The sequence below is a fragment of the Pseudomonas sp. fls2-241-TYG-175 genome, assembly GCF_030209155.1.
GTDB lineage: Bacteria > Pseudomonadota > Gammaproteobacteria > Pseudomonadales > Pseudomonadaceae > Aquipseudomonas > Aquipseudomonas viridiflava.
The window spans coordinates 11,268-36,569 of the sequence record NZ_JARVSO010000024.1 but is presented as its reverse complement, the minus strand read 5'-3'; the positions used below and the strand labels follow the sequence as shown (position 1 = coordinate 36,569).

28 protein-coding genes are annotated in these 25,302 nt (G+C 61.1%); 7 read left to right on the top strand and 21 right to left on the bottom strand.

Annotation, left to right across the window (positions count from 1 at the left end; translation table 11 throughout):
- Window positions 1-62: 62 nt before the first annotated feature.
- The 5 genes from QRN20_RS17355 to QRN20_RS17335 all read right to left on the bottom strand — a co-directional run bounded on the left by QRN20_RS17355 (window position 63) and on the right by QRN20_RS17335 (window position 4,473).
- Window positions 63-1,847: an ABC transporter ATP-binding protein gene (locus QRN20_RS17355; protein WP_163005877.1), complete on the bottom strand. Its 1,785-nt coding sequence runs from the start codon at window positions 1,845-1,847 to the stop codon at window positions 63-65.
- Window positions 1,848-1,881: 34 nt separating this feature from the next.
- The gene (locus QRN20_RS17350; RefSeq protein ID WP_058431697.1) at window positions 1,882-2,514 is read right to left on the bottom strand and encodes a DsbA family protein; all 633 of its coding nucleotides are present in this window, start codon (window positions 2,512-2,514) and stop codon (window positions 1,882-1,884) included.
- Between the two features lie 3 nt (window positions 2,515-2,517).
- Window positions 2,518-3,468 (bottom strand): oxygen-dependent tRNA uridine(34) hydroxylase TrhO, encoded by a 951-nt coding sequence (trhO, locus tag QRN20_RS17345; protein ID WP_029241127.1) that lies wholly within the window; start codon window positions 3,466-3,468, stop codon window positions 2,518-2,520.
- A 171-nt stretch (window positions 3,469-3,639) separates the two neighbouring features.
- Entirely contained in the window at window positions 3,640-3,933 is a 294-nt protein-coding gene (locus QRN20_RS17340) for a BolA family protein (RefSeq protein WP_004884126.1), read from the bottom strand.
- Between the two features lie 12 nt (window positions 3,934-3,945).
- Window positions 3,946-4,473: a DUF2059 domain-containing protein gene (locus tag QRN20_RS17335; RefSeq protein WP_004884127.1), complete on the bottom strand. Its 528-nt coding sequence runs from the start codon at window positions 4,471-4,473 to the stop codon at window positions 3,946-3,948.
- 168 nt (window positions 4,474-4,641) lie between these two features.
- Here QRN20_RS17335 and QRN20_RS17330 point away from each other — a divergent pair, with 168 nt between their 5' ends.
- Both QRN20_RS17330 and QRN20_RS17325 read left to right on the top strand, forming a co-directional pair.
- Entirely contained in the window at window positions 4,642-6,036 is a 1,395-nt protein-coding gene (locus tag QRN20_RS17330) for a class II fumarate hydratase (protein WP_088234789.1), read from the top strand.
- Window positions 6,029-6,643 carry an NAD(P)H-dependent oxidoreductase gene (locus QRN20_RS17325; protein WP_029241129.1) on the top strand — a complete coding sequence of 205 codons (615 nt, stop codon included), beginning with the start codon at window positions 6,029-6,031 and terminating at the stop codon, window positions 6,641-6,643. The genes QRN20_RS17330 and QRN20_RS17325 overlap by 8 nt, the downstream gene beginning before the upstream one ends.
- A gap of 6 nt (window positions 6,644-6,649) precedes the next feature.
- Here the strand turns inward: QRN20_RS17325 and QRN20_RS17320 are convergent, their stop codons facing one another.
- Window positions 6,650-7,609 (bottom strand): DMT family transporter, encoded by a 960-nt coding sequence (locus QRN20_RS17320; RefSeq protein WP_096767481.1) that lies wholly within the window; start codon window positions 7,607-7,609, stop codon window positions 6,650-6,652.
- Between the two features lie 114 nt (window positions 7,610-7,723).
- Complete coding sequence (locus tag QRN20_RS17315; RefSeq protein ID WP_122517259.1) at window positions 7,724-8,326, bottom strand: tRNA-uridine aminocarboxypropyltransferase; 603 nt, start codon at window positions 8,324-8,326, stop codon at window positions 7,724-7,726.
- A 207-nt stretch (window positions 8,327-8,533) separates the two neighbouring features.
- On the opposite strand from QRN20_RS17315, the gene QRN20_RS17310 reads away from it, so the two are divergent.
- Window positions 8,534-8,839, top strand: coding sequence for a hypothetical protein (locus QRN20_RS17310; protein ID WP_285360844.1), 306 nt, complete (start codon window positions 8,534-8,536; stop codon window positions 8,837-8,839).
- A 99-nt stretch (window positions 8,840-8,938) separates the two neighbouring features.
- On the opposite strand, the gene QRN20_RS17305 is transcribed toward QRN20_RS17310, so the two are convergent.
- Together QRN20_RS17305 and QRN20_RS17300 are read right to left on the bottom strand one after the other, a co-directional pair.
- Window positions 8,939-9,061, bottom strand: a complete 123-nt coding sequence (locus tag QRN20_RS17305; protein ID WP_004884133.1) for a PA1414 family protein — start codon at window positions 9,059-9,061, stop codon at window positions 8,939-8,941.
- A 175-nt stretch (window positions 9,062-9,236) separates the two neighbouring features.
- Complete coding sequence (locus QRN20_RS17300; protein ID WP_163009484.1) at window positions 9,237-10,601, bottom strand: DNA recombination protein RmuC; 1,365 nt, start codon at window positions 10,599-10,601, stop codon at window positions 9,237-9,239.
- A 771-nt stretch (window positions 10,602-11,372) separates the two neighbouring features.
- Between QRN20_RS17300 and QRN20_RS17295 the strand changes: the two genes are divergently transcribed.
- The 4 genes from QRN20_RS17295 to QRN20_RS17280 all read left to right on the top strand — a co-directional run bounded on the left by QRN20_RS17295 (window position 11,373) and on the right by QRN20_RS17280 (window position 14,577).
- Window positions 11,373-11,678 carry a hypothetical protein gene (locus tag QRN20_RS17295; RefSeq protein ID WP_025993821.1) on the top strand — a complete coding sequence of 102 codons (306 nt, stop codon included), beginning with the start codon at window positions 11,373-11,375 and terminating at the stop codon, window positions 11,676-11,678.
- 482 nt (window positions 11,679-12,160) lie between these two features.
- Window positions 12,161-12,385, top strand: a complete 225-nt coding sequence (locus QRN20_RS17290; protein WP_004884137.1) for a hypothetical protein — start codon at window positions 12,161-12,163, stop codon at window positions 12,383-12,385.
- A gap of 278 nt (window positions 12,386-12,663) precedes the next feature.
- The gene (locus QRN20_RS17285) at window positions 12,664-13,143 is read left to right on the top strand and encodes a hypothetical protein (protein WP_096767483.1); all 480 of its coding nucleotides are present in this window, start codon (window positions 12,664-12,666) and stop codon (window positions 13,141-13,143) included.
- Window positions 13,144-13,302: 159 nt separating this feature from the next.
- A complete protein-coding gene (locus tag QRN20_RS17280; RefSeq protein ID WP_032663393.1) occupies window positions 13,303-14,577 on the top strand; it encodes an OmpP1/FadL family transporter in 1,275 nt (424 codons plus the stop codon).
- A gap of 482 nt (window positions 14,578-15,059) precedes the next feature.
- Here the strand turns inward: QRN20_RS17280 and QRN20_RS17275 are convergent, their stop codons facing one another.
- From QRN20_RS17275 to QRN20_RS17220, 12 genes are all read right to left on the bottom strand, one after another.
- Entirely contained in the window at window positions 15,060-15,611 is a 552-nt protein-coding gene (locus QRN20_RS17275) for a glutathione peroxidase (protein WP_025993818.1), read from the bottom strand.
- A 61-nt stretch (window positions 15,612-15,672) separates the two neighbouring features.
- Window positions 15,673-15,795 (bottom strand): hypothetical protein, encoded by a 123-nt coding sequence (locus tag QRN20_RS17270; RefSeq protein WP_032632634.1) that lies wholly within the window; start codon window positions 15,793-15,795, stop codon window positions 15,673-15,675.
- Complete coding sequence (locus tag QRN20_RS17265; RefSeq protein ID WP_122490777.1) at window positions 15,792-17,000, bottom strand: MFS transporter; 1,209 nt, start codon at window positions 16,998-17,000, stop codon at window positions 15,792-15,794. The genes QRN20_RS17270 and QRN20_RS17265 overlap by 4 nt, the downstream gene beginning before the upstream one ends.
- Window positions 17,001-17,105: 105 nt before the next feature.
- The gene (locus tag QRN20_RS17260) at window positions 17,106-17,837 is read right to left on the bottom strand and encodes an adenosylcobinamide-GDP ribazoletransferase (protein WP_122500276.1); all 732 of its coding nucleotides are present in this window, start codon (window positions 17,835-17,837) and stop codon (window positions 17,106-17,108) included.
- A gap of 1 nt (window position 17,838) precedes the next feature.
- Window positions 17,839-18,411, bottom strand: coding sequence for an alpha-ribazole phosphatase family protein (cobC, locus tag QRN20_RS17255; protein ID WP_088234783.1), 573 nt, complete (start codon window positions 18,409-18,411; stop codon window positions 17,839-17,841).
- Window positions 18,408-19,460 (bottom strand): nicotinate-nucleotide--dimethylbenzimidazole phosphoribosyltransferase, encoded by a 1,053-nt coding sequence (gene cobT, locus QRN20_RS17250; RefSeq protein WP_285360841.1) that lies wholly within the window; start codon window positions 19,458-19,460, stop codon window positions 18,408-18,410. Before cobT ends, cobC begins: the two co-directional genes overlap by 4 nt.
- Window positions 19,457-19,978, bottom strand: coding sequence for a bifunctional adenosylcobinamide kinase/adenosylcobinamide-phosphate guanylyltransferase (gene cobU, locus QRN20_RS17245; RefSeq protein WP_058431689.1), 522 nt, complete (start codon window positions 19,976-19,978; stop codon window positions 19,457-19,459). The genes cobT and cobU overlap by 4 nt, the downstream gene beginning before the upstream one ends.
- 1 nt (window position 19,979) lies before the next feature.
- Window positions 19,980-21,440: a cobyric acid synthase gene (locus QRN20_RS17240; RefSeq protein ID WP_122509527.1), complete on the bottom strand. Its 1,461-nt coding sequence runs from the start codon at window positions 21,438-21,440 to the stop codon at window positions 19,980-19,982.
- The gene (gene cobD / locus QRN20_RS17235) at window positions 21,440-22,441 is read right to left on the bottom strand and encodes a threonine-phosphate decarboxylase CobD (RefSeq protein WP_058431687.1); all 1,002 of its coding nucleotides are present in this window, start codon (window positions 22,439-22,441) and stop codon (window positions 21,440-21,442) included. Before cobD ends, QRN20_RS17240 begins: the two co-directional genes overlap by 1 nt.
- Complete coding sequence (gene cbiB, locus QRN20_RS17230; protein ID WP_285360839.1) at window positions 22,434-23,342, bottom strand: adenosylcobinamide-phosphate synthase CbiB; 909 nt, start codon at window positions 23,340-23,342, stop codon at window positions 22,434-22,436. Before cbiB ends, cobD begins: the two co-directional genes overlap by 8 nt.
- Window positions 23,339-23,989: a 5,6-dimethylbenzimidazole synthase gene (gene bluB / locus QRN20_RS17225; protein ID WP_025993809.1), complete on the bottom strand. Its 651-nt coding sequence runs from the start codon at window positions 23,987-23,989 to the stop codon at window positions 23,339-23,341. The genes cbiB and bluB overlap by 4 nt, the downstream gene beginning before the upstream one ends.
- Complete coding sequence (locus QRN20_RS17220) at window positions 23,986-25,281, bottom strand: cobyrinic acid a,c-diamide synthase CobB (RefSeq protein ID WP_122419123.1); 1,296 nt, start codon at window positions 25,279-25,281, stop codon at window positions 23,986-23,988. The genes bluB and QRN20_RS17220 overlap by 4 nt, the downstream gene beginning before the upstream one ends.
- Window positions 25,282-25,302 lie beyond the last annotated feature (21 nt).

The following is a 25,302-nucleotide window of genomic DNA, read 5'->3' as shown; positions in this document are numbered from 1 at the left end:
ATGATGGCAGGTGATTTTATCGAATTTGACACAACGTTCGCGTAAATACGGAACGTAATGACTCAGATTTGTTGCAGGTGACCGTACAGCTTGGCGTAAAGGCCACCATCGGCGATCAATTGTTGATGGTCTCCGTCTTCGGCGATGCGTCCGCCGTCGAAGACCAGAACACGGTCGGCCTGCTTCACGGCCGAAAGACGATGCGCGATGATCAGCGTGGTGCGGCTGCGCAGAAAACGCGCCAGGGCAAGATGCAGGTTGTACTCGGTCGCGGCATCCAGCGCCGAGGTGGCTTCATCGAGGATGACCACCTTGGGGTCAGACAGGACCATGCGGGCAATGGCCATACGCTGCCGCTGGCCGCCGGAAAGCCGCACCCCGGACCGCCCCACAATGCTGTCCAGGCCATCGGGGAGTTCACGGATGGCAGGTTCCAGTTGCGCGACTTCCAGCGCCCGCCAGCAGGCCTCGTCGCTGCAGTCGCGGCCCATGGTCAGGTTGGCCCGGACGGTATCGTTGAACAGCGCCGGATGCTGCAGAACAACCGCCACGTTCTCGCGCACCCGCTCCAGGCCGATCTCCTGCTGAGTGGCGCCGCCGAAGCGGATCGAGCCGGTCTGCGCGGTGTAGAGGCCGAGCAACAGCTGCACCAGTGTGCTTTTGCCACCGCCACTGGCACCCACGATTGCCACTTTCTCGCCCGGCGCAATGGTCAGGTTCAGTTGGTCCAGCACCAGATCCTCGCCATAACCGAAGCTGACGCCACGCACCTCGATACCGACGGTCTCCTTACCTTCGAACGGATCGACGCTGCCCACGTATTGCGGCTCATCACCGCGGGCAAGCAGTTCGTTGATACGTGTCAGCGCCCCGCCCGCCGCGTAATAGGCATATTGCAGGTTCAGCAACTGCTCGACAGGCGTCATCATGAACCACAGGTAACTGAACACCGCGAGCATCTGGCCAATGGACAGGTCGGAGAACAACACCGTGAGCATGGCGGCGGCACGGAAGATATCGATACCAAACTGGAACAGCAGCCCACTGGCGCGTCCGGAAGCATCGCTTTTCCATTGCGAGTTGATGGCGTAATCGCGTACTTCCTGAGCTTTCAGGCCCAGCCGACCGAGGAAAAAGCCCTGACGATTACCTGCTCGCACTTCCTGAATGGCGTCCAGGGTTTCGGTCAGGGCCTGGGTGAAACGCGAGGTGCTGTCGTTTTCCAGCTTCTTCAGATGCTTGACCCGCTTGCCCAGCTTTACCGTGACAAAGATCACCAGCGGGTTGAACAGCATGATCAGCAGCGCCAGCTTCCAGTGCATCCACATCAGGATGCCCGCCGTGCCCGCCAGCGTCAGGGTCGCCACCAGAAGGCGACTCAGGGTCTCGCCAACGAACTTGTCCAGCGTGTCGAGATCGGTGACCAGGTGCGTGGTGACCATGCCGCTGCCCAGGCTTTCGTATTCGCGAAGGGAAATGCGTTTGAGCCGTTCGATGATGCGCAACCGGATGCGGTAGACGATGTCCTTGGCCAGTCGGGCGAAGAGCCTTGCCTGCAGGACGTTGAATAGCAAGGCCCCGGCGCGCAGGACCAGCGTCAGCAACAGCATCAGACCGATGTAGCCGACGGCCTTCTGCAGACTGTCGGGCAACAGATGGTCCATGACCTTGAGCGCCGCATCACCACGCCCCAGCAATACTTCATCCACCAGCAAAGGCAGAAGTAACGGGATCGGCACGCTGCACAACGTCGCCAGTATCGCCACGCCGTTGGCGATCCACAGGGCTTTCTTGTGGCGCAAGGCAAGCCGTCGAATCTCGGCCCAACTCAATGCATCGTGGCGCACGCCTTCGGGTTTCAGCGAATTACCCGTGGAGTCATCAAGCACTGGCCGCACGCTCCAGCCATCGGCCGAGCAACGGCGACAGTTCGCTCAAAGGTTGATAACCATTGGTCAGCAGGGCCAGCTGGCCATTGCGCTCGGCCAGCAAAGTCGGGAAACCCGCGATGCCCAGATCCTGCGACCACGTAAAGTCGGCCGCCGTGGCCGCCTGCTGTTCGGGGCTGTCGAACGCGTCGGCAAACTGCTGGCGGGAAAAACCGGCCTGTTCGGCAAGCTCGGCCAACACTGAAGGGCGCGTTACATCACGACCCTGGCCGTAAAACGCCTGTTGAATCAGCTTGACCAGTTCCCAGGCGCGTTCCGGCTCCAGGGACCGCGCCGCCGTGACCGCGAGGCAGGCCGGCGTGGTGTCGTAGACAAAGCCTTCCGGCAACGCACCTTCACGCAGGAATGGCTGACCGGTGGCCTCCTCGACCGCCTGCCAGTGCTCAAGAATGTAGCGTCGTTTGGAGGCTTCCAGTGGCGAAGCCTCGGAACGCAGCCCGCCCATGACCAGATGCAGCGGTACATCCGCCGCCCGAGCCTGCTGCACCAGCGCATCGGCGACCGGAGCGAAGCCCCAGCACCACGAACACATGGGGTCCATGACATAAATCAGGCGGGCGGACATGGCTCAGGCCTCGGGCAGACGGTAATTACGACCGATCGGGTGGGGCTGGTTACGCGCCTTGGCCAGCTCGATCTGCTTCTGTCGATCGATGGCGCTGCGACGGGTTTTCTCGCTCAGCGAGTCCCAGCAATGCGGACAGCTTACACCTGGCGAGTAGTGCTCGCTCGCACGGTCTTCTGCACTGATCGGGGTACGACAGGCATGGCACTGGTCGTAGTCACCTTCAGTCAGGTCGTGTCGGACGGTGACACGGTTGTCGAAGACAAAACAGTCGCCGCGCCACTGGCTTTCGTCCTGCGGTACTTCTTCAAGATACTTCAGGATGCCGCCCTTGAGGTGATAGACCTCTTCGAAGCCCTCTCCCAGCATGTAGCTGGAGGCCTTTTCGCAACGAATCCCACCGGTGCAGAACATCGCGACTTTCTTGTGCACCGCCGGGTCGAAGTGCGCCTTGATGTAGTCAGGAAACTCGCGGAAAGAAGTGGTCCTGGGGTCTATCGCGCCTTCGAAAGTGCCAATGGACACCTCATAGTCGTTGCGCGTGTCGATCAGCAGGACTTCAGGGTCGGCGATCAGGTCGTTCCAGTCCTTTGGCTCGACGTAGGTGCCCACGGCCTTGTTGGGATCGACACCTTCAACGCCCAGGGTCACGATCTCTTTCTTGAGCTTGACCTTGGTGCGATAGAACGGCTGCTCTTCGCAGTACGATTCCTTGTGATCGATGTCGACCAGACGCGGGTCGCTGCGCAACCAGGCCATCAGGCCGTCAATGCCCTCGCGGGTGCCGGACACGGTGCCGTTGATGCCTTCATCGGCGATCAACAACGTGCCCTTGATGCCGTTGTCGACCATGGCCTGCAACAGCGGCTCACGGAACGCGACGTAATCGCTGAGGGTGACGAATTTGTATAGCGCAGCCACGACGATCGGCTGACTGATCGACTGTTGAGTCATGTATCACTCCAGGTGGCGACCCTCGCAAAGGGCCTACCGGACAAAAATCTGAACGAAAAAAAACGCACCGGCCTTGCGGCGCGGTGCGGATTCTAGCAAAAACCGTAGGTAGACAGGCACATCGGGTCGTTGATTTGAATCAACGACCCGACGGCACGGGTCTCTGAGTGCTCAGTGACCGCCGGCGCAGGTCGGCGATGCCGGGGCTGCGCCAGTCTTCGCCCATTCTTCAGGCGTGTAGGTGTGCAAGGCCAGGGCATGAAACTCGCCCATCAGGGCACCCAGAGTGGCATACACCTTCTGGTGGCGCTTGACCGAGTTCAGACCTTCGAACTGATCACTGACCAGAATGGCCTTGTAGTGCGTCTGTTCACCACGACTGTGCATGTGGCTCTCGTCGAGCACTTGCAGATGATGCGGCTGCAGCAGCGCCAGCGCCGACTCGATACGTGTTTGCATGGTCATGACGGGATTCGCTTAAGGCTTCTTGGCTGGCGCTGGAGCGGCTGCCTTGGCAGGTTCCAGTTCGGCGGTCATGTCGGCGAGCAGCTTGTTGACGACCGGCACGGCGCTTTCCAGCTTGCCCTGGGTCAACTGAGCCGATTGCTGAGCCAGCTCAGGCATTTTGGTCATCACTTTCTTGCCCAGTGGGGACTGGTAGAACGCAACCAGGTCCTTGAGCTCGCTTTCAGTGAAGTTGGCGGTGTAGAGCTTGACCATTTCAGGCTTCAGCTTGTTCCAGCCAATGGCCTGGTCCAGCGCGGTGTTGGCTTTTGCCTGATAGGTTTCCAGCAGCGCCTTTTTCGAGGCAGGTGCCTTGGTTTCGGCGAAGCGCTGGGCAAACATCTGCTGTACTTGTGCGTACACCGGAGCGCCCAGGCGATCGGCATTGGCAAGTTTCAGGAACGTTTCGGCGCTCGCGTTGTGACTGGCGGTATCGGCGAGGACCTGGCCACTGGCGCAGACCAGAACTACCGCGGTACAAATGGCACGAAGACGGGTCATCGAGTTTCCTTATCTAGCAAGCGAGGCAATACCTCAGGGCCGACCATTCTGCGCTTATACAGGCTTTTGGCTCAACCCCGGTTCGCCGAGCGGTTAAAAAGCAATGATCGGGAACCCTGTTCGCATATGGACACCTAACGCTGCAATGCACTTAAAGGAGTAAGCACAGTGAGCCGCACAGAAACCGACAGCATCGGCCCGATCGAAGTCCCTGAAGACGCTTATTGGGGAGCCCAGACCCAACGCTCACTGATCAATTTCGCCATCGGCGATCAGCGTATGCCGCTGCCGGTATTGCATGCGCTCACGCTGATCAAGAAGGCCGCCGCGCGCGTGAACAACCGCAACGGCGACCTGCCTGCCGACATCGCCCGCCTGATCGAACAGGCCGCCGACGAAGTGCTGGACGGCCAGCATGACGCCCAGTTTCCGCTGGTGGTCTGGCAGACCGGCAGTGGCACGCAGAGCAACATGAACGTCAACGAAGTGATCGCCGGACGCGCGAACGAACTGGCAGGCCAGGGTCGTGGCGGCAAGTCGCCAGTCCACCCGAATGACCACGTCAATCGCTCGCAAAGCTCCAACGACTGCTTCCCCACAGCCATGCACATCGCTGCGGCACAGGCGGTGAAAGAGAAACTGCTGCCTGCCATTGCCGAGCTGTCTGCAGGCCTTGCCGAGCAATCCGCGCGGCACATGAAGCTGGTCAAGACCGGCCGCACCCACATGATGGACGCGACACCGATCACCTTCGGCCAGGAGCTGTCGGGCTTCGTGGCGCAGTTGGATTACTCGGAAAAAGCCATTCGCGCAGCGCTGCCAGCGGTGTACGAACTGGCGCAGGGCGGCACTGCTGTCGGCACGGGTCTCAATTCGCCGAAAGGCTTTGCCGAAGCCGTGGCCGCTGAACTGGCTGCGTTGTCGGGCCTGCCATTTGTCACCGCACCCAATAAATTTGCAGCGCTGGCGGGTCACGAAGCGCTTACTTCACTTTCGGGCGCCCTGAAGACCCTGGCCGGCACCTTGATGAAAATCGCCAATGACCTGCGCCTGCTGGGTTCAGGGCCACGTGCAGGTCTGGCTGAAGTCAGATTGCCAGCCAACGAACCCGGCAGCTCGATCATGCCCGGCAAGGTCAACCCGACTCAGTGCGAAGCGCTATCGATGCTGGCTTGCCAGGTGATGGGCAACGACGTCACGGTGGGCTTTGCCGCCAGCCAGGGTCACTTGCAACTGAACGTGTACAAGCCAGTCATCATTCACAACATTCTGCAATCGATCCGCTTGCTGGCCGATGGCTGCAGCAACTTCAACGAGCATTGCATTGTCGGCATGGAGCCAGATGCAGAGAAGATTGCCGAACACCTGGAGCGCGGCCTGATGCTGGTCACCGCCTTGAACCCGCACATCGGCTACGACAAGGCCGCGCAGATCGCCAAAAAGGCCTACACCGAGGGGTTGACCCTGCGTGAAGCCGCACTGGCGCTGGGTTACCTGACGGATGAAGAGTTCGACGCCTGGGTACGTCCTGAAAAAATGCTCGAGGCAGGCAGCAATGGCTGACGCCAAAAGTGGCGCCACGCCGCTGGAAGGCAGCGGCAAACGCATTCTGATGGTCTATGGCACGCCCAAGACCATCAGCCTGTGCCATGCCCTCGCCGAAGCCTACACACAGGGCGCTCGCAGCGAAGGGCATGTGGTCCGGGTGTTAAAACTTGGAGAGCTGGATTTCGATCCGGTGCTGCACAGCGGCTACGAACAGAGCCAGACACTGGAACACGACCTGCTCGAAGCCCAGCGACAGATTCACTGGGCCGAGCATCTGGTGTTCGTCTATCCGGTCTGGTGGGGCGGCCTGCCTGCGCTGCTGACCGGTTTTTTCGACAGGGTGCTCACGCCGGGTTTCGCCTTCAAGGCGCATGGACGCAGACACCCTTCCAACGAACTGCTCAAGGGCCGGACGGCGGAACTGCTGGTGACCATGGATACTCCGCCCCGCTACTTCCGCTGGATCTACGGCGCTCCGGCGCACCGGCAGATGATTCGCACCATTCTCGGTTTCTGTGGCATCAAAACCAGACGCCTGACCGAGTTCGCCCCAGTGCGCACCTCAACCGAAGAGCAGCGGCAACAATGGCTTCATCAGGCACTGGCGCTGGGCAAGCGCTGAACCTAATCAGGCCTGGGCCAATCTCGCCCTTCTGGCTTTCAACCCTGCAATCAGCGATGGCCCCAGCGCCGTGAGCGCCGACCCCAGCACCACCAGCAGCGCGCCGCCGTAACCCAGCGCGTTGATCTCTTCGGCCTGAACATAGGTCGGCCACCGCCAGGCTGCAATCGCCACCGAAGCCAGTGTGATCAAAGGTGTCAGGGCCAGCGTCGCACTGACCCGCGAAGCCTCCCAGTGCGCCAGCGCTTCGGCAAAAGCGCCATAGGCCACCAGCGTATTCAAACAGCAAGCCAGCAACAGCCAGCCCTGCAGCGGGCTCAGTTGCAGCGCCTGAGCGGGATGAGCCCATGGCGTGATCAGCAGCGCGCAGAACAGATAGATCACCATCATGACCTGCAGCGAGTTCCATACCGTCAGCAGTTGCTTCTGGCTCAGTCCATAGAAGGTCCAGACCACTGACGCCATGATCACGATCAGCACACCCAGGGTGTAGTCGCCCAATGAGGTGAGCAGTTCGACCAGACGCTGATTGAAGAACAACCCGAAGCCGATCAGCAGGATCGCCAGACCGATACCCTGCCCCAGACTGAAACGCTCCTTGAACAGAAAGATGCTGCTGATCAGCAACAGGATCGGTCCGATCTGAATCAGCAACTGCGTCGTACCGGGGCTGAGCATGCGCAGCCCGACCAGATACAACATGTAATTGCCTACCAGCCCCAATACCGCCAGCACGACCAGTGCCTTGCCCTTGCGGCCGAGCAGCTTGAAGCTGGGCAGACGCTTGACCGAAGCCAGCCAGACAAACAGCAGCGAGCCAGACACCAGCAACCGGAACCAGGTGACGGTCACCGGGTCCATCGCCTGCAACACCTGTTTGAGTTTGACGGGCAGGATGCCCCAGAGCAGCGCGGTCAACAGGGCAAGACAGAGGCCATACACCCAGCGGCCAGAAGAAATATGCATCACAGATTCCGAAACAAGGCAGGACAAGGCCTTCATTCTAGGCGCTGATCCGCAAAGCAACAGTTACAGCTGGGCAGCGTTATCGGCGCAAAGTGTTTTGCTCACGATTGGCGCTCACGATGAACGCTCGCCATGGTTGCGCTGGTAGGTATCGCTGCCCATGGCCTGAATCTGGCCTTCTATCAAGGCGTCGAACGGCTTGAGCAGCGCCTCGAAGGAAACCGGTGCTTCGAGTGTCTGCAGGGCATGAACAATCGCCTCAAGCGTCGACAGTGCATCCGGTCCAGGCGCCTTGCGCAAACGATAACGTGAGGCCGGTACATTGCCGAGCGTGACACGCGGAAGCGCAGCCAGCAGCGGATTGAGGTGCAATAATTTGCGCGCCTTGCGCCAAGTGCCGTCAGGGACCACCAGCAGGGTCGGCAGCGCTTCGGCCTGCCCGACAGTCAACGGCTGCGCGGCGTCACCCGGAAACAGTAGTCGTGGCTGATACCCGGGCGGATTGAGCAGTTCTGCAAGGTCTTCGAACACTTCGCCGATCCTGAGCTGGGCATTGCTCAGCCCGAGTGCTGCAAAGCGTGCAGTGTTCAACGCGTGCTTCGCTTCGTCCGGGTGCTGCAGGATCAGCACCCGGGTTCGACTGTCCAGTTGTGGAATCAAGGCGCAGAGGCAGTGAGCATCGGGACGCAGGCAACGTTCGCATCGGCTTCGGGACATCGTTTTTACAACTCGCTGGTCACACTGGCAGACAGCAAGACAGGACCGGCATGCCGTCTGTCGCTCAACGTGGCAGTTTAAACAACTCGTCACCATTGCGCCGGGCTATCAACGGCTGCGCTTTGGATTTGAGCTAGCCTCAATGCACAGGGCTGGTGACATGAAGTCCCCCTGCTTGGATCATAACGATCAATAACAGGGGTTCTCATGAGTCGCGAGGCGATCAAACAGAGGGTGCTGGATGCGTTGGGCGTGATCCTTGTGGACAAGGCCGAGATTCGCGACGACGCCACATTCAAGGACCTGAGGCTGGATGACGAGGACGTAGACGAACTGTTCGCTCAGCTGGGAGGCGAATTCAATTTCGAGTTTCCCGACTTCATTCGCAAGCGCGCCCTGAACAAACCCGAGCACCTTTCATTGCCCATGGTGGTGGACCTGATTCTGTTGATGCAGCAGGAGTCGACGCCAGAGGGTGATAATCAGAAGAGAAAGCGCCGTGATGCCCCTTAGCGACAATGATCGGTAGCGTGGTTTCATGTCGGGACGCAGGCGCGCCCCGATGCGATGGCCTTTTTACGCTGTCCTTGCGACAGCACGTGCCGGTACAACCTATCGGCGCGGGCGGCGACGTGTGTCGTCGGTGCGAACCGGAATGGGCTGCAGCTTTGGTCGTTCGATCAGACCCAGCGCAACACCCACATCATGGAGCCATTCTTGCAGTTTGCTGTTCATAAAGCCCCCTTCAGGGAAAACACGGCAACCAACCTGTGCTGATCACTCAATAGAGATCATAGAAGCATCCGTTCGGTTCGCCGAGCGTTACGGAAAACAATTTTCCCGATATGGGCAATGTGACACCTGCGGGGAATTCCTTCTAGTCTTTGCGACGGACGGACACCGGCATTTCTTACTCAGGCAAACGAGCCAGACCCTCTTCATCGGTCATGGCCCGTTCAAGCAGATCAGGCGGCAGGCTTTTACTGGCACGCGCGCCGAGCAGCTTCAACTGCTCACTGCGACTGACCAGATTGCCGCGCCCTTCTGTCAGCTTGTTACGTGCGGCCGAATAGGCCTTGTCCAGTTGCTGAAGACGACTGCCCACCTCGTCCAGATCCTGAATGAACAGCACAAACTTGTCGTACAGCCAGCCGGCACGCTCGGCGATCTCGCGGGCATTCTGGCTCTGGCGCTCCTGCTTCCACAGGCTGTCGATCACCCGCAGCGTGGCCAGCAGCGTCGTGGGGCTGACGATCACGATATTGCGATCGAATGCTTCCTGAAACAGATTCGGCTCAGCCTGCAGCGCGGCGGAAAAAGCCGCTTCGATCGGCACGAAGAGCAGCACGAAATCCAGGCTGTGCAGCCCTTCAAGACGTTTGTAATCCTTGCCCGAAAGCCCTTTGACGTGATTGCGCAGCGACAGGACATGCTGTTTGAGTGCGGCCTGCCCGATGACCTCGTCATCCGCCGACACGTACTGCTGATACGCCGTCAGACTGACCTTGGCATCCACCACCACCTGTTTGTCACCCGGCAACATGATCAGCACGTCAGGCTGGAAGCGCTCGCCATCCGGCCCCTTGAGGCTGACCTGGGTCTGATACTCGCGCCCCTTCTCGAGCCCTGCGTGTTCCAGCACGCGCTCCAGGATCAGCTCACCCCAGTTGCCCTGGGTCTTCTGCCCCTTGAGCGCGCGCGTCAGGTTGGTGGCTTCGTCGCTCAGACGCAGATTGAGCTGTTGCAGGCGCTCCAGCTCCTTGGCCAGCGAGAATCGCTCACGGGCTTCATTCTGATAGCTTTCCTCGACGCGCTTTTCGAACGACTGAATACGCTCTTTCAAGGGCGTCAGCAGTTGCCCCAACTGCTGCTGGCTGGTTTCGGCGAAGCGCTGCTCGCGCTCATCGAAAATCTTGCCCGCCAGTTCCGCGAACTGTGCACGCAGTTCGTCGCGGGAACCCTGAAGGTCATTCAGCCGCTGCTGGTGACTGTCCTGCTGTTCACGCAGTTCGGCACCGAGCGCCGCGCATTGCGCATCCAGGCGGCGCAACTCCGCCTCCTTGATGGCGCGCTCCTGGTTCAGGCCCTGCGCGACATCACGGGCATTAACGGATTCCTGCCGCAGCAGCTCGACTTCCCGACGCAACGCTGCAAGGTCAGCCTGCTTGGCAGCGTTGGCCTGGCTCAGGTCGCTGATCTCGTCACGACTGGCGTCCAGTTGCGCATTGAGGCCATCCTGAGCCATCTGCGCCATGCTCAGGCGCTCGTCCAGCAAAGCAGTCTCGGCATCGCGACGTGTAAGATTGCGTTGCAGCTGCCAGACCCACGCCAGCAACGGCAACGCTGCAGCGCCCAGGCCGATCAACAGGCTGTTCAAGTCAAATGCCATAACGACTCCGTGCGTGCCGAATGAGTGCCAGCCGCATCATGCGTAAAGCGTTCAGAAAAATAGAGAGTGCATCAATGACAACGAAAAGTGCAGCCAGGACAGCCATCGAGAAGCAGCGCGCGGGCAAATCGGGGGGCGAGATTCTACTCGCTTTTGATGTCAACGACACCCCCAATTCTGTGTCGTTTCGGATCGGGACAATCCACAGAAGCTGTGGATAACTCAGTGGACAACACCCCTTTAACTCTCTCAAACGCAGGCAGAATGGGGCCTGCGCTCAAACTGACGATTTTTTCACCAGTTTAAAAAAACGATGTTTTTCATTGACTTAATAATTCACCATCAGAAATCAAACCCTTAGCGACGCATGTGACAGTGATGTGGCAGCTTGTGACGCTAATGTGCACAACTCTGAAACGTCCATTTTTTCAGGCGTTTCAAATCCTTTGCAGAAGCCGCCTGATTGCGACGCTTTCCCAATGAATGTGTGGCTCGCAGGGCATATTCCGAACACGCTGGACACCCATTGAATCGGCTCTTGAACGGCCAGGCCGTACCTGTGAATCCTTGCGTGCGACAAAAGGCGTGCGCTGCGGTCCAAACGAGCGCCGAGAAAACCGCATCACGGTTCATGCTTGCGATTATTGAAGGGACACGATGAAAGAAGTAGTGAAGTTCTTCGTGCTGTTGATGGCTGTCTGCATCACGGCAGTCGGCGCCAGCATCGTCCTGCCGCCGCCGGATGGTGGCGTCTTCGCCTACACCATCCTGCTATCGGGCATCGCCGTGGCCCTGATCATCTGCAGTGATCTGAGCAAGGGGCGCATTAACAATGTCGGCGACATCATGCGTGCCATCGAAAGCCGAACGTCCAGGCCCTTGACCCTGGCAGCCTATGCGCTGGGCTGTTCGATGGTGGCCTGCGCCACGGTGCTGATCTATCGAATCTCCGACCACTGGTAGCTGTTGATTTATATACACACTTGCAATTCACTTCAGGCTTGATTAGCATAGCCGCCGTTAGTACCAAGCTGAAAATCAATTCCGGTCGACAAGTCCCCCAGTATCAGCTCTTTCCAAAGGAAGAGAATGCTGGCTACAAGGGATCGACCACCTCGATGGTTTCCAGGCATGACCCTTTCGCATATGTGAGCCACACCTTGGCGGCAATGCAGTTAGGGCTATCATGCTCTGCTTCAACCAGCCTGCAATTGATCAGGATCTTCACCCGGAGCGTCGAACCTTTGCTCCTGTTGTGTTGCCTGCCCTCCTAAGTACCTACCAGCCAGCCAGAGCGCCATACGATAAAGCGCGCTTCAATTGACTGTCTTGTTCCAGTCAGGTTCTCCGCCCAGCCAGGCTTTACCAATTACTGCCGGCCCGCGTTTACTGGAATCTTTATTTATGCACGGTATTGTTCCGTGTTGATTCAGGAAACACCTAATATGACTCACCATAACCAGACCCAACATGCCATTCATACGTTGACCAACGCATTCGCGCCAATGAATTGCCTGATCATGGCGGCCCGCAAAGGCTGCTTCAGCTTCACCATCGTCAACGAGCACGGCATCGCCCGCCACAGCGAGCGCCTGTACCCCGATCAATACGCCAGCGCCGAACCGCTGCAGGCCGTGATCGAGCGTACCCGTCAGGCACTCATTGCCTGATAGACGAACGCAGCACCGCAAGCCCGAAACCCCGCCCTCACCTGGCGGGGTTTTTTATTGCCTGCATTTTCTGTTCGGATGAATCCAGCTAATTGCCAACGGATATAGCCGCTTATCGGCAAAGCCGCAAACAATTTAAAAACAGGCCGTTACACCGCAAATCTGACACTACACTTCAACTCGGGCGACCTGAGGCCGCCTCCGGAAGCCCCCGCACCCTCCGCTTCGCCAGGCACCAGAGGGTGCACGCAGTCACACATCCGAGCGCCGACAGTATTATGGGTATCGCAGCCATAGAATTATGCCGTCACGTCATCCGCCCGACCCTGATGTATCTGGATCGCCGAAGCCATCGTGCCGAATCCCTGTTGCTGGGCATAGCCGCCAGCCAGTCAGCGTTCGGTGCCGCCCTGGACAGCCGCCGCGGGCATGGCCTCTATCGCATACCAGAGCTCAGGCACAAGCAGCTCTGGGACAACTATCTGGCGCTGGATCCTGACCTTGCCAGCCGGGTCAGAGGCCTTGCCAGCCAGCACGCCTTCCTCAGCGGTCCGCATCTGGAATTGACCGTCAATCTGCGCTACTCGACGGCCATCGCCTTGATGATGATCGAAGCCACGAACACGCTCCTCCCAGCCGAAGACGATCCACTGGCCATGGCCAGAATCTGGAGAACCGTTTTTCAGCCGCAGGGACGACTCAGGGATTTTGTCGCGTGCTGGAATGCCAGTGTCGCACCGCTGTATTTCCCGGCATGAGCTCAACACTGGAATTCGAAGATCGGCAGTGTTCGCTGCAAGATAGATGGATTGTCCTACAAGAATAGCTCTAAGTCGGGCTCTTCAGGCTATAGCGCGCCGTCGAAAATGTTGGTAATTTCCGCCCGGTGATCACAAGGAGTTCTAATAATGAAAACAATGACAAAAGTAATGAACAGGACAACACTGGGTCTGGCTATCGGTCTGGCCTCCTCTCAGCTATTCGCTGCGGGCTTCGCACTCAACGAACAAAGCGTCAGCGGCATGGGCACCGGTTTTGCCGGTCGCTCCTCGTCTGCCGATGATGCAAGCACCGTCTTCGGCAACCCTGCCGGCATGTCCCGCCTCAAGCGCGAAGAAATCAGCGTGGGCGCGGCAGCCGTGATCGCCAAGACCAACATCGACAACGGCCGTGGCACCTTCGGTGGCAGCAACGACGGCGACATGGTTCCTGTCGTGGGCGTGCCCATGGGCTACTACGTCAAGCCGATCGATGATCACTGGGCATTCGGCCTGGGCATGTATGCCCCGTTCGGTCTGGTGACCGACTACGAAAGCGGCTTCGCGGGCCGCTACTGGGGCGACAAGAGCCACGTACAGGTTGTCACCCTCCAGCCGACCGTCAGCTATGCCTTCAATGACAAGGTGTCCATCGGTTTCGGTCCTACCATCAACCGCATCGACGGCGAGCTGACCTCCTCCACGCTCAACGCTGCGACGCCGGGCCGTAACGACGGCAAGGTGAAAATCGAAGGTGACGACACCGCGCTGGGCTTCAACGTCGGCGTGCTGGTACAGGCCACTGACACCACGCGCCTGGGCCTGACCTACCACTCCAAGGTCGACTACAAGCTCAAGGGCAAGACCAAGATCGAAGGCTCCGGTTTCGGTCCGTTCGGCGGTCAGAAATACGACGCCTCGCTGGACATCTCCACGCCTGAGTCGGTGGACTTCTCCATCACCCAGCAGATCGATGAGAACTGGACTGTCTACGCAGGCAGCACCTGGACCCGCTGGAGCCGCCTGACCGACATCACCGTCAACAACGACGGCGTTCCACCACAGCTGGGCGGCTCCGCAGGCCCGATTGGCACCATCTCCGAAGAGCAGGACTGGCACGACACCTGGGCTCACGCCATCGGCGCTTCGTACAAGGTCAACAAGGAGTGGACACTGCGCACCGGCTTCTCCGTGGACCAGGCGCCGACCAACAACGTCAATCGCTCTCCACGCATCCCGACCGGCGACCGCAAGATCGTCAGCTTCGGTGCCGGCTGGAGCCCGACCGACGACCTGACCATCGACGTAGCGTACTCGTACCTGCGTGAAGATGAAGCCAAGATCCGCAACAGCAGCGCCACCAAAGGCTCGTACAGCGCTGACTTCCGCAACACCGCGCACGGCGTTGGTACTTCGGTCACCTATCGCTTCTGATGGACGACTGAAAAACGGCTGAAAAAAAGCCCGCACGTCCTCAGGGAGTGCGGGCTTTTTGTTGCGCTCGGTAAATGCTCAGCGTCCGCTCGGATGTGACGCGCAGCGTCACGGGATGCATGCCCACGCGGAGCACTCATCGTTATACGCAACTCCCCTTGGAGGAATACGACGATGATCGTTCCCACGCTCTGCGTGGTAACGCCGCCCAGGACGCTCCGCGTCCGCTCTAAAATGTGGCGCAGATGCGTGGCCAAGCTCCAGCGTTATCCACTTCATGCGCTCGGCTCACTGAATCCGCAGCCTGTGCCATTTGTGACGCGGAGCGTCACGGGCGGCATGCCCACGCGGAGCGATGGGCACGATCAGTGTTGAGGCAGACTTGTGATGATCGTTCCCACGCTCCCGCGTGGTAACGCCGCCCAGGACGCTCCGCGTCCGCTCTCGAATGCAACGCAAAGCGCCACCTCACGCCGCCTGTCTCAAGGCTTCGACGCAATCGCCTTCTCGATCGCCGCAATCAGATCAGGATCATCCGGCTTGGTCATGCTGGAGAAGTTGGCGACCACGTTGCCCTGGCGATCCACCACGTACTTGTAGAAGTTCCAGCGCGGGGCGCTGCTCTGTTCGGCCAGCACCTTGAACAGGTGGGTGGCGTCGTCGCCTCGCACGGCCTGCGGCTCGGTCATGGTGAAGGTCACGCCGTAATTGACGTAGCAGACCTTGGCGGTCTCTTCTCCGTCCTTGGCTTCCTGCTTGAAATCATTGGACGGCACACCCAGCACTTCAAGGCCCTGCGCCTTGTAGCGCTGGCTCAGCTCTTCAAGGCCTTTGAACTGCGGGGCGAAGCCGCAGAAGCTGGCGGTATTGACGACCACCATCGGCTTACCTGCATAGCGCTGGCACAGGTCGATGTTTTCTTTGGAACGCAGCTTGGGCAGCTCGCCTTGCAGCAGGGCCGGGCAGTCGGCGGCCATGGCGGTGCCGCTCATGGCCAGCAGCAGGAAGGGAATCGATATAAAGCGAGTGTTCATCAAGGCGTCCCTGGAGTTGTTGGCTGTCTGCCGACACGCTACCCCAACCGACGCCTTCTGCCTAGCAAGCGCCCATGCCCAGTTGCAAGGCAGCCAGCCCGACCTGCTGCCAGCCCCACCAGACCAGCGCCAGCACGGCGCCGCCACCGGCAAGCGCTGCCAGCAAAGGCCAGTGTCGGCTCACGCGACACCCGCCTGCGCCTGCAACCGCGCCACAGGGCGCTCACGCACCGGCCAGTTGAGGGCTGCCGCCAACAGACTGAGCAGGATCGACACTTGCCAGATCAAGTCGTAACTCCCGGTATGGTCATACACCAGCCCACCCAGCCAGCCGCCGAGGAACGCACCCAACTGGTGAAACAGGAAGACGATACCACCGAGCATCGACAGATTGCGCACCCCGAACAGGGTCGCAACCGTACCGTTGGTCAGCGGCACCGTGGACAACCACAACAGCCCCATCGCGACACCGAACAGGTAAGCGGTGGTCTGGCTGAGCGGAATCCACAGGAACAAGACGATCACAACAGCGCGCAGCAGGTACAGCGCCGTCAGCAGACGCGGCTTGGACATGCGTCCGCCCAGCCAGCCCGCCGTGTAGGTGCCGAAGATATTGAACAGGCCAATCAGCGCCAGCACCGTGGTGCCGACCTTGGCGGGCAAGTGCTGGTCGACGAGGTAAGCAGGCAGATGCACACCGATGAACACCACCTGAAAGCCACAGACGAAAAAGCCCAGCGCCAGCAGCCAGAAACCGGAGTGCGAGCAGGCCTCACGCAATGCTTCACCCAGCGTCTGCTGAATGCCCACGGATTCGGTCGGCTTGTCCTTGAGCATGCCCACCAACGGCAGGATCAGCGCCACCATCACGCCCAGCACCATCAGGGCGCCGGACCAGCCCAGCCAACCGATCAGCCCCAGCGTACCGGGCAGCATGGCAAACTGGCCGAACGAACCGGCAGCACTGGCGATCCCCATGCCCATGCTGCGTTTCTCGGCCGGCAAGGCCCGCCCGACGACGCCGAGGATCACGGAAAACGAAGTGCCGGACAGACCAATGCCGATCAGCAGGCCCGCGCTCAGGGACAGACTCAGCGGTGAATCCGCCATGCTCATGCACAGCAGGCCCACGGCATACAGCACGCCGCCGACAAACACGACCTTGGCCGCGCCGAACCGATCTGCCAACGCTCCGGCAAAAGGCTGGGCCAATCCCCACATCAGGTTCTGCAGGGCGATGGAGAACGCAAAGACCTCACGCCCCCATCCGAAGTCTGCGCTCATGGGCGCGAGAAACAGACCGAAACCGTGCCGTGTTCCCAAGGAAAGCGCGAGGATCAGCGCACTCCCGAGCAGTATCCAGCCACTGGTACGCCAGACTGATGTCATTGTTTTGAAGCTCCCTGACCGGAAATGCGTGGATATACCCGTAAATCAATAACGGCGAAATTACGCCTCGGTGCAGGAGCCTGTCAATCGGATATCAGCGGATGCTCAGAACAGCACCATCGCCAGCAGTACAGCTACTTCAAGCAGCTCCAGCAAAGCGCCCGCGGTGTCCCCGGTAGTACCGCCCAGACGTCGGATCATTACCTGACGCAACCACAGAAAACAGACCAGCGAAGCCACCACAGCAGCCAGTCCCGACCAACCTGCGAACAGCACGCAGGCCACACCACTGACCAGCAGCACTCGACGCGCCGCGCCACTTGGCAAATGGTCCGCCAGCGCCTGCCCCAGACCACCGGCACGCACATAGGGCGTACTCAGAAACAGACCCAGCATGGCGCTGCGTCCAATCAACGGCGCCAGCAACAGCGCGATACTGTTATGACTTTCAATCAGCGCCAGAATGGCGGTGAATTTGAGCAGCAGCACCAGCACCAGCGTGACCACGGCAATCGGCCCGCTGCGCGGGTCTTTCATGATGGTCAGGGTTCGCTCGCGATCACCGAAACCGCCCAACCAGGCATCGGCGCTGTCCGCCAGGCCGTCCAGATGCAGCCCCCCACTCAACAGCACCCAGGCGCAGAGCAGCAAGGCAGCGTGCAGCATCAAGGGCGCACCGGCCAGCAATGCATTCAGGCTCATTAATACGATGCCGAACAGCACGCCCACCAGAGGATAGAACAACAGCGAGCGTCCGGTTTCCTCAGGCTTCGGCATGCCGGGCAGGCGGATCGGAAAGCTGCCGAGAAATTGCAGGGCGATCCAGAAGGGCAGCATGTCAGGACTCCGTGAGAACGCCTTCAGCGGCAACATTGATCGATAACAGCGCGCCATGCCCAACGACCACCTGCAGCAGTTGCTCACGCGGCAGGCCACGCGCCTGGGCCAGCAACAGCCGCATCACGCCACCATGACTGACCAGCAGCACCCGCTCACCGGCGTACCTGTCATGCAGACGCTGCACCGCACTCAGAACCCGCGCTGAAAACTCGATCACCGGCTCGCCATTGGGCGGCGTGAAGGCATACGGATCGTTCCAGAACAGCCCCAGGCCTTCGGCATCCGTCTCCATCAGTTGCGCAGGGCTGTGGCCTTCCCAGTCACCGAAATGCAGTTCCTGCAGTCCAGATTCGAGCTCCATGGGCAGGGACAGTCGTGCGGCCAGCTCTTCGGAGAAGCGCGAGCAGCGCTGCAAGGGCGAACTGACGACTCGGTCCCAAGGCCCGGCTTCAGTGACGGCCGAGCGCATCTGCTGCCAACCCAGATCCGTCAGCGCATCGTCGATGCTGCCCCGCAGACCGCCGCCCTGCTCGGTCTCACCGTGACGCAGCAAATCCAGTCGCAGGGTCATGCCGGGCGATCCGATACGCTGGCTTCGGCAAAGGTCGACATGCCGTTGTGCAGCGCACAGGCCATGCGCACCAGTGGGACGGCCAGTGCGGCACCACTGCCCTCGCCCAGCCGCAGGCCGAGATCAAGCAACGGTTCGGCCTGAAGAATCTCCAGCACATGACGATGACCCGTTTCAGCGCCACGATGGCCGAACACCAGCCAGTTGCGACATGACGGGTTCAGGCGCACGGCCACCAGTGCCGCCACGCTGCAGATGAAACCGTCCACCAGCGCGACGATGCCTTCCTGCGCGCAGGCCAGATAAGCGCCCGTCAATGCGGCAATCTCGAAACCGCCGAGGCTGAACAGGCTGTGCAGTGGATCACCTGCGTGTTCAGCGTGCAGCTTCAAGGCACGCTCGATGACCCGAGTCTTGTGTTCGATACCTTCGGCGTTCAGCCCGGTGCCAGGGCCGACCAGCAGTTGCGCCGCGCACTCCAGCATGGAGCAGGCAACCGCACTGGCAGCGGTGGTATTACCGATGCCCATTTCGCCACCGATGAACAACTCGGTCCCTGATGCCTTGGCACGCCGCACACTGTCACGTCCGGCCTGCAAGGCTGCCAGCCCCTGGTCAGCCGTCATGGCCGGCCCCTGGGCGAAGTTGGCGGTGCCTGCGCCGAGGCGCAAATGCCGCACACCCGGCAGGTCCACCGGCAGAACCGTGCCCAGATCCACCACATCCAGCTGCGCCGAAAGCTGCTGCGCCAGCACACTGATTGCCGCGCCGCCATTGACGAAGTTGTGCAGCATCTGGCCGGTAACTGCCTGCGGATAGGCCGAAACCCCCTCAGCGACCACGCCATGATCACCGGCAAAAATCGCGATCCACACTTGATCAGCTGCCGGACGCTCACGCCCCTGCAGACCGGCAAGCTGCACCGCCAGACGCTCCAGTTGCGCCAGCGAGCCGGCCGGTTTGGTCAGTTGTTGCTGACGGGCCAGCGCCGCTTCACGCATCGGCGCGTTGATGGCCTGTGCGGGTTCGAGCCACCAGGAGTTACTCATAGCGCAGTTCCTTTCAAAGTCAGGGGCAAGCCCGCCACGGTCAGCACTACGCGCTGGCAACGTTCGGCAAGGGCTTGATGCAGAAGGCCGGCTTCGTCGACATAGCGACGGGTCAGCTCGCCGAGCGGCACTACGCCAAGCCCGGTTTCGTTACTGACGAAAATGATTTCGCCTGGAAGCGCCGCCACGCAGTCGAGCAACGCATCACGCTCCTGCGCCAGACGTTCGGGACTGTCGAGCATCAGCAGGTTGGTCAGCCACAGGGTCAGGCAATCGACCAGCAGACAATGATCGGGCGCGGCGTTTTCTCGCAGCACGCGTGCCAGTTCGACCGGTTCCTCCACCAGTCCCCACTGCTCAGGGCGACGAGCACGATGGCTGGCGACGCGCTGGTTCATCTCGCCGTCCAGTGGCTGGCTGGTGGCGATGTAGGTCACGTTCAGACCGCACTCGGCCGCCAGTTTTTCGGCCAGTCGGCTCTTGCCGGAGCGCGCGCCCCCCAGGATCAGTTGCAGCATTTCAGTTCGTCTCCAGTCCGCACAGCTGACGCAGCAATGTGCCGTCCAAGTGCTTTTCCACCAGATCCGCCAGACGCTCGATGTCCCGCTCGCGCAGGGCGTGATAATCGACCTCCTGCACATCGCGAAGCCCGGCCCAGCGCAATAGAGCGCTGCACGCGGCAGGCGACTCGAACAGGCCGTGCAGGTACGTCCCGAGAATCTGCCCGTCGGCGCTCTGCGCACCATCGCAACGACCGTCGTCCAGCCGGACGGCAGCCTGTTCCAGCGCCGCACCCGTGGTGACACCGGCATGAATCTCGTAACCGCTGACCTCGGCATCTTCCAGCGTCAGACGGCCACGTACGTTACGCAGCTGTTTCTCGGATTCAAGCACCGTGCTCATCGCCAGCAGGCCAAGACCCGGGCTTGAACCCGCCGCGCCTTCCAGCCCCAGTGGGTCGTGCATCTGCTCGCCGAGCATCTGCAGCCCGCCGCAGATCCCCATCACCTTGCCGCCATAGCGCAGGTGTTTCCGGATGGCGTCTTCCCAACCATTGGCACGCAGGTACGCCAAGTCACTGCGCACGCTTTTCGAGCCGGGCAGGATAATCAGGTCGGCAGGCGGTATCGCCTGACCGGGGCCGACGAATTGCAGATTGACCTGAGGATGCAGGCGCAGCGGGTCGAAGTCGGTGTGATTGCTGATGCGCGGCAAGACCGGCACCACCACATTCAGCACCTGCTCGACCTTGTCTGTCTGGCGCTCATCCAGACCGTCTTCGGCCTCAAGATGCAGATCCATCACATAGGGCAGCACGCCGACCACCGGCTTGCCGGTGCGCGCTTCCAGCCAGTCCAGGCCCGGTTGCAGCAAGGCGATGTCGCCGCGAAAACGGTTGATGATGAAACCTTTGACCCGCGCCTGCTCGCTGGGGGACAGCAGCTCCAGAGTGCCGACCAGATGGGCAAAGACACCACCACGGTTGATGTCGGCGATCAACAGCACCGGGCAATCGACGGCTTCGGCGAAGCCCATGTTGGCAATGTCGTTGGCTCGCAGGTTGATCTCGGCAGGCGAACCGGCGCCTTCGACCATGATCACTGGATAGCTTTGCCCGAGCCGCTCATGAGACTCCAGCACCGCGCGCATGGCGATTTCTTTATAGCCGTGATACGCCACCGCATTCATGGTGGTGACCGCGCGGCCATGGATGATTACCTGTGCGCCGGTGTCGCTGTTGGGCTTGAGCAGGACCGGGTTCATGTCGGTGTGCGGCTGCAGATAACACGCCTGAGCCTGCACCGCCTGGGCGCGACCAATCTCGCCGCCGTCGGCGGTCACGGCACTGTTGAGCGCCATGTTCTGCGGCTTGAACGGGACGACCTTCACCCCCTGTCGCGTCAACCAGCGGCACAGCGCGGTTACCAGCGTGCTTTTGCCGGCGTCGGATGTGGTGCCTTGTACCATCAGCGTGGCCATCAGGATTCCTTGCGGTATTCAAACAGAACAGTGTGCAGACGACGCCAGTCGGCTTCGTCGCAGGGCAGCCCGAAACGCAGGCTGGAGACTTCAGGCGTCGGGCCTTCGAACAGGCGCAGCAACACCCCGCGTCGGGCGCAGAATTCATGGATCGCCCGCGCTTCAGGCGTGACCAGCCATTGAAACAGTGCACAGCCGCCTTGTGGGGCAAGTCCGTACAGCTCGAGCAGAGCCACCAGACGGTCGCGCGCCTGATCGGTGCGCACGCGCTGCTGCGCCTGCCATTCGCGGTCATTCAGACAGGCCTGCCCCAGAATCCGCGTCGGACCGCTGACCGACCACGGGCCGATTTCCTGCGCCAGCAACCTGAGCAGCGCGGGTTCGGCCAGCACGAAGCCAAGCCTGACCCCGGCCAACCCGAAAAACTTGCCGAACGAGCGCAGCACGACCAGTCCGATACGCCAGGTTTCAGCTGCCAGGCTCAGCTCAGGGGTGTTATCCATGAAGGCTTCGTCCACCACCAGCCAGCCGCCCCGCTCTGCCAGCCGCGCATGCCATTCCAGCAGGCGCTCGGCGCTCAGGTGCAGGCCGGTCGGGTTGTTGGGGTTGACCACCACCAGTACATCAAGGCTGTCGAGGAAGTAATCCACTTCGTGCTCGCCGACCTCACGCACCACATAACCCTGCTTGCGCCAGGCATGCGCATGTTCGGCGTAGCACGGCGACAGCACGCCCACCCGACCCGCACTGCGCACTCGCGGCAGCGCCTGGATCGCCGCCTGCGAACCCGCAACAGGCAACACCTGTGACACGCCGTAATAGGCACAGGCGGCAGTCTCCAGACCATCATCGTTCTCGGGCAGGCGCGCCCAGGCACGCAAAGGAATGTCCGGTACCGGCGCGGACCACGGCGCGATGCCGGTGGACAGGTCCAGCCAGTCGGCCTGATTGATGCCATAGTGCTGCGCCGCAGCGCGCAGTCGTCCGCCGTGCTCAAGCATAGAATGCTGTCCCGACGCACAGCACCAGCAACCAGAGCCACACGGCGCGCTGCACCAGTTCCCAGCCACGGTCGATGGAGTCGGCATCAGCGGGTGCGCCTTCGCCCAATTGCGGACGCTGATGCAGCTCGCCGTGATAGATCGCCGCGCCACCCAATTCGACGCCCAGCGCGCCAGCACCGGCCGCCATCACCGGACCTGCATTGGGACTGTCCCAGGTCGGTCCCTGAGTGCGCCAGCATCGAAGTGCCAAACGGGTTTTGCCCAGCAGCGCGTAGGTCAGCGCCACCAGGCGTGCAGGAATATAGTTAAGCAGGTCATCGATCTTCGCCGCCGCCCAGCCGAAACGCTCGAAACGTTCGTTACGATAGCCCCACATGGCATCCAGCGTATTGCTCAGGCGATAGAGCACCACGCCTGGAACACCGGCCACGACAAACCAGAACAGCGCAGCAAATATTGCATCGCTGCCGTTTTCCAGCACCGACTCGGTGGCCGCGCGGGCGACTTCGGTCGCATCCAGTTCGCTGGTCTGGCGGCTGACCAGATAGCCGACGCGACGACGCGCCTCTTCCAGATCATCGCTGCGCAATGCCTGGGCCACCGGCTGCACATGCTCACCGAGGCTGCGCATGCCCAGCGCGCAATACAGCGCCAGAATCTCCACCAGCCAGCCCACGAACGGTGCCCAGCTCAGCAGCGTGGCCAGCAGTGTCAGCGGGATCACCGCCACGAACCAGGCCGTGACGCCATGGCTGCGCCAGCCCCGGCCGCCGCTGTTGAAGCGCTGCTCCAGACGATTGGCAAAGCGCCCGAACGCCACCAGCGGATGAGAACGTTTCGGCTCGCCGAGCAGCGCATCCAGCGCAACTCCGGCCACGCTCAACAGCGCCACACTCATTGACTCACTCCCCATTGATTCTCATACAGCAGTTCACTCAGCGGACGCGCCTGCGCCCAGCCTTCCAGCACCAGCATGGGTGCGGGATAGAATTCCTTTACCGGGCCCAGGCAGAGAATCGCCAGCGGCTTGGCGCCTTCTGGCATCGCCAACAGATCGGCCAATGCGTCAGGGTCGAACAGCGACACCCAGCCCATGCCCAGCCCTTCGGCACGTGCAGCCAGCCACAGGTTCTGAATCGCGCAGGACAACGACGCCATGTCCATTTCCGGCAGGGTGCGACGACCAAAGATGTGCTGCTCGCGACCTTCCATCAGCGCGGCAACCAGCACCTCGGCGCAGTCGTTGATGCCTTCGACCTTGAGCTTCATGAACTCGTCGGTTCGCTCGCCCAGTGCCTCGGCCGTGCGGACCCGCTCTTCTTCGACCTGCGCCTGCATCCTGACACGCAGCGCCGGGTCGCTGATCCGAATGAACCGCCAGGGCTGCATCAGGCCAACGCTGGGTGCCTGGTGTGCAGCCTCCAGCAAACGCGCAAGCAGTTCGGGCGCCACGCTGCCACCGACGAAGTGCCGCATGTCGCGGCGCTCGGCAATGGCTCGGTACACCGCTGCCCGCTCCTCATCATTGAACGCATGTTCGGTCATGGCTTGAACAGGGCCGCAATCGCCTGGGGACAGGACGGAAAATAGAAATGGATATAGGTCGCGGTCAGGCGGCCTTCACGATAAACCGCTTCCGCACCACGCCCGCCGTTGGGGCTGACGCCTCGGCCAATCGGCTGCAGTTCGGTGGTGGTCAGCGAATGGTGATAGGTGTGACCGCGCAACTCGCCTTCCGGCATTTCGACCGCCTGCAACGCCAGCGCCGCCAGCCGTTTCTGCATGGCCGCTTCGCCCGCCAGCAGACCGACCAGTTCAGCGCGCACGCCTTCAACATCGGTCAGGGCTTCGAGCAGATACAGCATGCCGCCGCATTCGGCCAATGTAGGCTTGCCTGCCGCATGGTGCGCCCGAATATCGGCCAGCATCGTGGCGTTGGCAGACAGCTCTACGTGATGCAGCTCGGGATAGCCGCCGGGCAGGTACAGGCTGTCTGCTTCAGGCAGATGGCTGTCGCGGATCGGTGAGAAGAAACTCAGTTCCGCACCCATGTTGCGTAGCAGATCGAGACTCGCGCCGTAGGTGAACGCAAACGCTCCATCGCGAGCCACGGCAATCCGCACCCCGTCCAGCCAGCGCTCGACATGAACCGGTTCTGGCGCAGTGAACGTGACCGCAGGCGGCAAGGCCACCTCGCAGGTGGTGGCCAGGGCCGCAGCGGCCATGTCCAGACGCAGGTCCAGGTCGTTGAGTTCGTCGGCCTGCACCAGCCCCAAATGGCGACTGGGCAGTTCGAAGCCGGTTTCACGAGACAGCGCGCCATACCAGCGCAGGCCTTCGGTCAGGCTGTTTTCCAGCAACTGCGCATGACGCACGGTGCCCACGCGGTTGGCCAGCACGCCGGCAAACGGCAGGTCAGGCTGATAGCGCGCCAGCCCCAGCGCCAGAGCACCGAAGGTCTGGGCCATCGCCGTGCCGTCAATCACGCCGAGGACCGGTACGCCGAAGTGGCGCGCCAGATCAGCACTGGACGGCGTGCCGTCGAACAAGCCCATCACGCCTTCGATCAGGATCAGGTCCGCGTCTTCGGCGGCTTCCCACAGAAGGCGACGGCTCTCGTCGGCGCCGACCATCCACAGGTCCAGCTGAAACACCGGCGCCCCGCTCGCCCGCTCGAGAATCATCGGATCGAGAAAGTCCGGGCCACACTTGAAGACCCGTACCTTGCGCCCCTGATTACGGTGCAGGCGTGCCAGTGCTGCGGTGACGGTGGTCTTGCCCTGACCGGAGGCCGGTGCAGCGATCAGTACTGCCGGGCAATCCCTGGGGGTTCTCATGACCGGATGCTCATAACGGAA

Coding starts and splice junctions, on each gene's coding strand:
- cobU (WP_058431689.1), bottom strand. CDS start 19,978: ATGCTGCAACTGATCCTGGGGGGCGCGCGCTCCGGCAAGAGCCGACTG.
- trhO (WP_029241127.1), bottom strand. CDS start 3,468: ATGACTCAACAGTCGATCAGTCAGCCGATCGTCGTGGCTGCGCTATAC.
- QRN20_RS17285 (WP_096767483.1), top strand. CDS start 12,664: ATGGGTATCGCAGCCATAGAATTATGCCGTCACGTCATCCGCCCGACC.
- QRN20_RS17220 (WP_122419123.1), bottom strand. CDS start 25,281: ATGAGAACCCCCAGGGATTGCCCGGCAGTACTGATCGCTGCACCGGCC.
- QRN20_RS17350 (WP_058431697.1), bottom strand. CDS start 2,514: ATGTCCGCCCGCCTGATTTATGTCATGGACCCCATGTGTTCGTGGTGC.
- QRN20_RS17335 (WP_004884127.1), bottom strand. CDS start 4,473: ATGACCCGTCTTCGTGCCATTTGTACCGCGGTAGTTCTGGTCTGCGCC.
- QRN20_RS17280 (WP_032663393.1), top strand. CDS start 13,303: ATGACAAAAGTAATGAACAGGACAACACTGGGTCTGGCTATCGGTCTG.
- QRN20_RS17265 (WP_122490777.1), bottom strand. CDS start 17,000: ATGACATCAGTCTGGCGTACCAGTGGCTGGATACTGCTCGGGAGTGCG.
- QRN20_RS17310 (WP_285360844.1), top strand. CDS start 8,534: ATGAGTCGCGAGGCGATCAAACAGAGGGTGCTGGATGCGTTGGGCGTG.
- QRN20_RS17305 (WP_004884133.1), bottom strand. CDS start 9,061: ATGAACAGCAAACTGCAAGAATGGCTCCATGATGTGGGTGTTGCGCTG.
- QRN20_RS17290 (WP_004884137.1), top strand. CDS start 12,161: ATGACTCACCATAACCAGACCCAACATGCCATTCATACGTTGACCAAC.
- QRN20_RS17325 (WP_029241129.1), top strand. CDS start 6,029: ATGGCTGACGCCAAAAGTGGCGCCACGCCGCTGGAAGGCAGCGGCAAA.
- QRN20_RS17340 (WP_004884126.1), bottom strand. CDS start 3,933: ATGACCATGCAAACACGTATCGAGTCGGCGCTGGCGCTGCTGCAGCCG.
- QRN20_RS17295 (WP_025993821.1), top strand. CDS start 11,373: ATGAAAGAAGTAGTGAAGTTCTTCGTGCTGTTGATGGCTGTCTGCATC.
- cobC (WP_088234783.1), bottom strand. CDS start 18,411: ATGACCCTGCGACTGGATTTGCTGCGTCACGGTGAGACCGAGCAGGGC.
- cobD (WP_058431687.1), bottom strand. CDS start 22,441: ATGCTTGAGCACGGCGGACGACTGCGCGCTGCGGCGCAGCACTATGGC.
- cobT (WP_285360841.1), bottom strand. CDS start 19,460: ATGAGTAACTCCTGGTGGCTCGAACCCGCACAGGCCATCAACGCGCCG.
- QRN20_RS17315 (WP_122517259.1), bottom strand. CDS start 8,326: ATGTCCCGAAGCCGATGCGAACGTTGCCTGCGTCCCGATGCTCACTGC.
- QRN20_RS17260 (WP_122500276.1), bottom strand. CDS start 17,837: ATGCTGCCCTTCTGGATCGCCCTGCAATTTCTCGGCAGCTTTCCGATC.
- cbiB (WP_285360839.1), bottom strand. CDS start 23,342: ATGAGTGTGGCGCTGTTGAGCGTGGCCGGAGTTGCGCTGGATGCGCTG.
- QRN20_RS17275 (WP_025993818.1), bottom strand. CDS start 15,611: ATGAACACTCGCTTTATATCGATTCCCTTCCTGCTGCTGGCCATGAGC.
- bluB (WP_025993809.1), bottom strand. CDS start 23,989: ATGACCGAACATGCGTTCAATGATGAGGAGCGGGCAGCGGTGTACCGA.
- QRN20_RS17320 (WP_096767481.1), bottom strand. CDS start 7,609: ATGCATATTTCTTCTGGCCGCTGGGTGTATGGCCTCTGTCTTGCCCTG.
- QRN20_RS17240 (WP_122509527.1), bottom strand. CDS start 21,440: ATGGCCACGCTGATGGTACAAGGCACCACATCCGACGCCGGCAAAAGC.